Raw genomic sequence first — 6,870 nt, 5'->3', positions numbered from 1 at the left:
TGCTGGCCCAGACCGGCCTGGACGGCGCCCAGGTCGATGAAGTGATCATGGGCCAGGTGCTCACCGCCGGCGCCGGGCAGAACCCCGCACGCCAGGCCGCGATCAAGGCCGGCCTGCCCCACGCCGTGCCGGCGCTGACCCTGAACAAGGTCTGCGGCTCCGGCCTCAAGGCCCTGCACCTGGGCGCCCAGGCAATTCGCTGCGGCGACGCCGAGGTGATCATCGCCGGCGGCCAGGAGAACATGAGCCTGGCCAACTACGTGCTGCCCGGCGCCCGCACCGGCCTGCGCATGGGTCACAGCCAGATCGTCGACAGCATGATCAGCGACGGCCTGTGGGACGCCTTCAACGACTACCACATGGGCATCACCGCCGAGAACCTGGTGGACAAATACGCCATCAGCCGCGAAGCCCAGGACGCCTTTGCCGCCGCCTCGCAACAGAAGGCCGTGGCCGCCATCGAAGGCGGGCGTTTTGTCGATGAGATCACCCCGATCCTGATTCCCCAGCGCAAGGGCGACCCCGTGGCCTTCGCCACCGACGAGCAGCCGCGCGCCGGCACCACCGCCGAATCCCTGGGCAAGCTCAAACCGGCCTTCAAGAAGGACGGCACGGTCACCGCCGGCAACGCCTCGTCGCTGAACGACGGCGCCGCCGCGGTGATCCTGATGAGCGCCGCCAAGGCCAAGGCCCTGGGCCTGCCGGTGCTGGCGAAGATTGCCGCCTACGCCAACGCCGGCGTCGACCCGGCGATCATGGGCATCGGCCCGGTGTCGGCCACCCGCCGCTGCCTGGACAAGGCCGGCTGGTCCCTGGAGCAACTGGACCTGATCGAAGCCAACGAAGCCTTCGCCGCCCAGGCGCTGTCGGTGGGCAAGGAACTGGGTTGGGATGCGAGCAAGGTCAACGTCAACGGCGGCGCCATCGCCCTCGGCCACCCGATCGGCGCTTCGGGCTGCCGGGTGCTGGTGACCCTGCTGCACGAGATGCTCAAGCGCGATGCCAAGAAAGGCCTCGCCACCCTGTGCATCGGTGGCGGCCAGGGCGTGGCATTGGCCATCGAACGCTAACCCCACGCCCTTTCTGTAGGAGCGAGGCTTGCCCGCGATAAATCGTCAACGATGACGCACCGTGCCTGTAAGACTGCGGTGTCATGACGTTTGTTTCGCGGGCAATCGAGCGTCGACCGGCCGCTCCTACAGGGAAGGGCGAAGCTGGTAGACTGCCCCGCCCAATCATCCGCAAGGCGCCCGCATGTCTTCCTTGAATCAGGCGCTGCGCGCCGCCCTCGATCATCGCCAGGACCTGCTCGCCGAGCTGCATCAGCAAGGCACCGACTGCTATCGGCTGTTCCATGGCAGCCAGGAAGGCGCCGGGGGCCTGACCATCGACCGTTACGGCCCACAGCTGCTGGTGCAGAGTTTTCACCAGACGCTGGAACGCGAGGCCTTGCTGCAATTGCACGAGACCGTCCAGAAGCAGCTGGGCCTGGACACCCTGCTGGTCTACAACGACCGCTCCCGGGGCAACTCACGTATCGACCGCGAAGACCCGGTTTACCGCGCCGAAGAACAGGCGCTGCAAGACCTGGTCGGCCACGAATGGGGCTTGAACTACCGGGTACGCGGTCGCCATGCCGGCCAGGACCCGCTGCTGTTTCTCGACCTGCGCAACGCCCGTGGCTGGGTCAAGGCCCACAGCGCCGGCAAGAGTGTGCTGAACCTGTTCGCCTATACCTGCGGCGTCGGCCTGAGTGCCGCGGCAGGTGGCGCCCGCGAGGTGTGCAACCTGGACTTCGCCGAGGGCAACCTGGCGGTCGGCCGCGAGAACGGCCAGCTCAATCCGCAATTGCCGGCCATGCAGTTCGTGCAATCGGATTACTTCCCGGCGATCCGGCAACTGGCCGGCCTGCCTATCACCCAGCGCCGTGGGCAAAAGCTGCCCGGCTACCCACGCCTGGAACAGCGCCAGTACGACCTGGTACTGCTCGACCCGCCGGCCTGGGCCAAGAGTGCATTCGGCACCGTCGACCTGCTGCGTGACTATCAGAGCCTGCTCAAGCCGGCCCTGCTGGCTACCGCCGACAATGGCGTGCTGATCTGCTGCAACAACCTGGCGAAAGTCACCCTGGACGACTGGCGCGAACAGGTGCTGCGCTGCGCCGAAAAAGCCGGGCGCCCGGTACGCGAATGGCAGGTGCTGACACCCGGTCGCGACTTCCCCTCCATGGACCAGCAACCGCCGCTCAAGACCCTGATCCTGCATCTCTGATCTCCCGCGAGGAATCTGAACAATCCTGTTTGCGACAGTCATGGGATTGTTTCGGAACCGGAAACGCATGCCATACTCCAACGCACTTCCGATTCAGATAGATGAAGCCTCGCATGTCCAAAGGATTGATCCGCGCTATCGGCGCCTTGTTGACCGCTCTCGCCCTGTACAGCCTGCTGGGCTTTCTGATTTTGCCGGGCATCGCCCTGCGGGTGGCCAATCAACAGTTGGCCAACTACGCGACGGTACCGGCAAAGATCCAGCGCATCGAACTCAACCCGTTCAGTCTCGAACTGACGCTCTGGGGCCTGAACATCGGTGAGCCGGGCAAGGAGCAGGTGGCCTTCGAGCGTCTCTACGCCAACCTGCAACTGGACAGCCTCTGGACCCGCGCGCTGCACCTGGCCGATGTCGAGCTGGACAAACCCAAGAGCGAGATCCTGTTCGCCAAAGACGGCAAGCTCAACCTGCTGGGCCTGTTCAACCTGCCCGCCAGCGAACCGACTCCGGACGACCCCGAGGCCAAGCCGTTCCCGCTGCGTATCGAGCGCATCAAACTGGCGGGCGGTTATGTGCACTTCCAGGACACGCGGCCCAGCGAGCCCATCGATTTCCTCTACGACAAACTCGATCTCGAGCTGAAGAACCTCAGCACCCTGCCCGATGACAGTGCCGACATGACTCTGGTCGCCGCGGGCCCCGCGGGCGGTCAGATCGATTGGAGCGGTAATTTCAGCCTGACCCCGATCGCCTCCGAAGGCACCCTGAAAGTCACCGACGGCCAGATGAAAGCCTGGTGGCCCTATGTCCGCGATGCCTTGCCCCTGGTCCTCGAAGACGGCGTGCTGAACCTCAACACCCGCTACAAGCTGAACCTGTCCAAGGAAACCGAACTGCTGCTCAGCGATGCTTCGGTAAGCATCGCGCCCTTTGCCATCAAGGCCCCGGACGGTCGGCCACTGGCCCGCCTGGAGCGCCTGGACGTCAGTGAGACCACGGTCGACCTGGCCAAGCAGCAAGTGGTGGTCGGCAAGATCCGCAGCCAGAAACTGGAAACCTGGGCAGCCCTGGAAGCCGATGGCCAACTGGACTGGCAGAAACTGTTCGCCAGCCAGCCGGCCAAACCGGCGGCCAAGCCCGCTCCGGCCGCCGCCGATAGCCCGCAGCCGGCGCCCCCGGCGCCCCCGGCGCCAGGCAAACCCTGGCAGGTGCTGCTCAAGGACGTGCAACTGCGCAATTACCAGGTGCACCTGGCGGACCGCCAGGCCAAGCCGGCGGTGGCGCTGGAGGTCGGGCCGCTGAACGTCGACGTGCAGAACTTCGACAGCCTCAACCAGTCGCCCTTCAACCTCAAGCTCGACACCGGGGTGGGCAAGCAGGGCAAGATCCTCGCCAGCGGTGTGGTCAACCTGCAACCGGTCACCGCCAAACTGGCGGTGCAGACCAAGGACATCGACCTGCGGGTCGCGCAGTCCTACATCAGCCCGTTCATTCGCCTGGAGCTGCGCAGCGGCATGCTCGGCAGCGACCTGGCGGTGGACCTGAAAAACATCGATCCCCTGACATTCAGCGTGACCGGCCGCGCCCAGGTCGACCAGTTGCACACCCTGGACACCCTGAAAACCCGCGACTTCGTGAAATGGCAGCAACTGGTGCTCGAAGGCCTGAACTATCAGCACGGCGACAGCCTGACGATCAACAAGGTCAACCTGCTGCAGCCCTATGCGCGCTTCATGATCAACGATGACCGCACCACCAACATCGATGACTTGCTGATCCCGCAACCGGCCGACAGCGCACCGAAAAGTGCCGCCAAGCCGGCCGCCAAGGAAAAACCCCTGGGCATCCATATCGGCCAGATCGCCATCAACGATGGTTCGGCCAACTTCGCCGACTTCAGCCTGACCCCCAACTTCGCCACGGCCGTCCAGCAACTCAACGGCCAGATCGGCACCATCGACAGCCGCCAGGCCAAACCGGCCAGTGTCGATATCAAGGGTAAGGTCGATCGTTATGCGCCGGTCACCATCAAGGGCAGCGTGAACCCGTTCGATCCAATGGCCGCGCTGGACATCGCCACCAGTTTCAAACGCGTCGAACTGACCACCCTGACCCCCTACTCCGGCAAGTTCGCCGGCTACCGTATCCGCAAGGGCCGGCTCAACCTCGACCTGCACTACGTCATCACCAACGGCCAGCTCAAGGCCGAAAACAAAGTGGTGGTCGAACAACTGGAGCTGGGGGAAAAAGTCGACAGCCCGGATGCCGTGAGCCTGCCCCTGAAACTGGCGGTCGCCCTGCTCAAGGATGTCGACGGCAAGATCTCCATCGAACTGCCGGTGACCGGCGACCTCAACAACCCGCAATTCAGCGTCATGCCGATTGTCTGGCAGACCCTGCGTAACCTGATCGTCAAGGCTGCCGCCGCGCCCTTCAAACTGATTGGCGGGCTGGTCGCGGGCAGTGGTTCGGAAGACCTGGGCAGCGTCTCGTTCGCCCCGGGCTCGAGCGAGTTGAGCCCGGAATCGGAAGCGGCGCTGGTCAAGCTGTCCAACGCGCTCAAGGAGCGTCCGGCCTTGCGCCTGGAGATCGAAGGTACCGCCGCGCAGAGCAGCGATGGCCCGCTGATCGCCGAGCAACGCCTGGAGCGGGAATACCAGTACAACTACTACAAGATGCTCCAGCGTCGCGGCGACAAGGTGCCGGCCCAGGCATCCTTGCTGAAGGTGCCGGAAGGCGAGAAAGGTCCGCTGCTGGAAGGCATCTATCGCACGCGCCTCAAGACCCAGCCACCGGCCGAATGGAAGGATCTGGGCAAGGAAGAACGCACCGCGAAAATGCGTGAAGGCGTGATCCAGTTCTGGAGTGGCAGCGATGCGCTGTTGCGCCAGTTGGGCCAGGAACGGGCCAGCAGCATCAAGGACTTCCTGGTGGACAAGGGCCAACTGGCGGACGACCGGGTCTACTTCATCGACGCCAACCTCGGCCAGGCCGAAAGCGACGGCCGGGTCATTACCCCCATGCACCTGGACGCCGAATAACCACCCTCCCCGCCGACCCGGAAACGGGTCGGCCCTGCGGTTCTCCCCGCCATAAACAGAACAGGCCCCGACACACTGTGCCGGGGCCTGTTCTGTCTACAAAAGGAGCCACCTCCCTGTGGCCATTCGCATGAACCTTCAAGGAAGCGGTAGATGAACCATCTACCGCCTCTTCTCCCTGTCCAGGAAAGACGCTTGGGGCTTACTCGGTTTTCAAACCGTCAGCCGATACCGCCTTCACGCCCTTGATATTCTTGGCGATGTTGACTGCGGTTTCTTTCTGCGCTGCGGTCAGAGCAGTGGTGGAGGACAGGGAAACCACACCCTTGTTGGTTTCGACCTTGATGTCGGTGCCAGGAATGCCTTTTTCAGTTACGAGATCCGCTTTGACTTTGGTGGTGATCCAGGTGTCGGAAGTGGCTTCCTTGGCCTTGGTCACTTCACCCGCCGCGAGCACCATTGGCGCCTGAGTAGCTTGAGTGGTCTGGGCAAATGCAACGTTAGCCATGGTCAGGGTCAGAGCGGTAGCAGTTGCAGCAGCGATAGCGAACTTCTTCATACGAGTAACTCCTGTTCTTCTGGAAAACCTGCTCCAAGTCCTGGCAGCAGGGTTACTTAAGTAGATTGCAGGCGTTATGCCAAGTTCAGAAAAACAACAAACCCCTTAAATATCAATTACTTATAAAAATAACGAAACACTCGCGATCATGCAAAATGCATGATCGGCAAGTAATCTGCATGCAAGTTGCATTTCCAGTGGCGAGCTAACTTCCTGAATTTCCGACACTTTCCCAGAAGGTGCCGTGGCGCGTGGTGTTTCACGCGCCGAGCAAGCAAGCACCGACCTCAACTGCCACTGGCGGTGCAGCCCTTGGGGGAGTAATCGGCGGGGACAGTGGTGGTGCAGACCCAGCCATCGGCCGTGGTGCGAGTCAGGGTGACGGTCTTGTTCAGCACCGGCGCCGGTGCATTGAGGATGGTGCAGCCAATGCTTCCCGCTCCTGTGGAGGCGGAGCCCGCGGCGGTCATGGTGCAGTTCGACGTCGCCGCCTTGCCCCCCACCAGCTCCAGGGTCGGGTCGCTGCCCTGGTTCAGCACGTCCTCGAAGTTGACCTTCAGCGCCGAGGCTTCGGCCAATGCCGCGGTGACCTTGGCCCGCGCCTGGTATTTGGAATACAGCGGCATGGCAAAGGTGGCCAGGATGCCAATGATCGCCACGACGACCAGCAACTCGATCAAGGTAAAACCTTTCTGATACTTCATTTATCTGCTCCAAGCAGGGGATATCCAGGGGTCTGGGCACTCACCAGACAGCCATAGCACAGCCTGTGCCAGCGCCTGCGGCCCCGGGCGAACGGGGTTTTGGCGACACCGACCTGCGGCAGTGAGCGCCAGAAGTCGCACTATCTGACACTTTTTGTCAGCCGAGTGCCCTGGGCCGGTCGTCGTGACGGGCTACGCTGTCACTCGACCCTCGATTGCATTCACTGCCCGCCGCCGTCCAAGGAACGTATCGGGCCATTCAAACTCTATGAGCCGGACGCCACGCCCCGCGCAG

5 protein-coding genes are annotated in these 6,870 nt (G+C 63.1%); 3 read left to right on the top strand and 2 right to left on the bottom strand.

The window, feature by feature from the left end:
• From PVZ80_RS26225 to PVZ80_RS26215, 3 genes are all read left to right on the top strand, one after another.
• The coding region (locus tag PVZ80_RS26225; RefSeq protein ID WP_273864770.1) for an acetyl-CoA C-acetyltransferase at positions 1-1,070 on the top strand (1,070 nt) is incomplete at its 5' end.
• A 184-nt stretch (positions 1,071-1,254) separates the two neighbouring features.
• Positions 1,255-2,271, top strand: a complete 1,017-nt coding sequence (locus tag PVZ80_RS26220; protein ID WP_016703669.1) for a class I SAM-dependent rRNA methyltransferase — start codon at positions 1,255-1,257, stop codon at positions 2,269-2,271.
• A 101-nt stretch (positions 2,272-2,372) separates the two neighbouring features.
• Complete coding sequence (locus tag PVZ80_RS26215) at positions 2,373-5,312, top strand: DUF748 domain-containing protein (RefSeq protein ID WP_273864769.1); 2,940 nt, start codon at positions 2,373-2,375, stop codon at positions 5,310-5,312.
• A 202-nt stretch (positions 5,313-5,514) separates the two neighbouring features.
• On the opposite strand, the gene PVZ80_RS26210 is transcribed toward PVZ80_RS26215, so the two are convergent.
• Positions 5,515-5,871 carry a BON domain-containing protein gene (locus PVZ80_RS26210; protein ID WP_009050906.1) on the bottom strand — a complete coding sequence of 119 codons (357 nt, stop codon included), beginning with the start codon at positions 5,869-5,871 and terminating at the stop codon, positions 5,515-5,517.
• A gap of 287 nt (positions 5,872-6,158) precedes the next feature.
• Positions 6,159-6,575 (bottom strand): pilin, encoded by a 417-nt coding sequence (locus PVZ80_RS26205; protein WP_009050907.1) that lies wholly within the window; start codon positions 6,573-6,575, stop codon positions 6,159-6,161.
• Positions 6,576-6,870 lie beyond the last annotated feature (295 nt).

It is taken from the genome of Pseudomonas sp. B3G-3 (genome assembly GCF_028640915.1).
GTDB lineage: Bacteria > Pseudomonadota > Gammaproteobacteria > Pseudomonadales > Pseudomonadaceae > Aquipseudomonas > Aquipseudomonas chlororaphis_I.
Note: the sequence above shows the minus strand (reverse complement) of the source record. Positions and strands in the feature narration are given on the sequence as shown.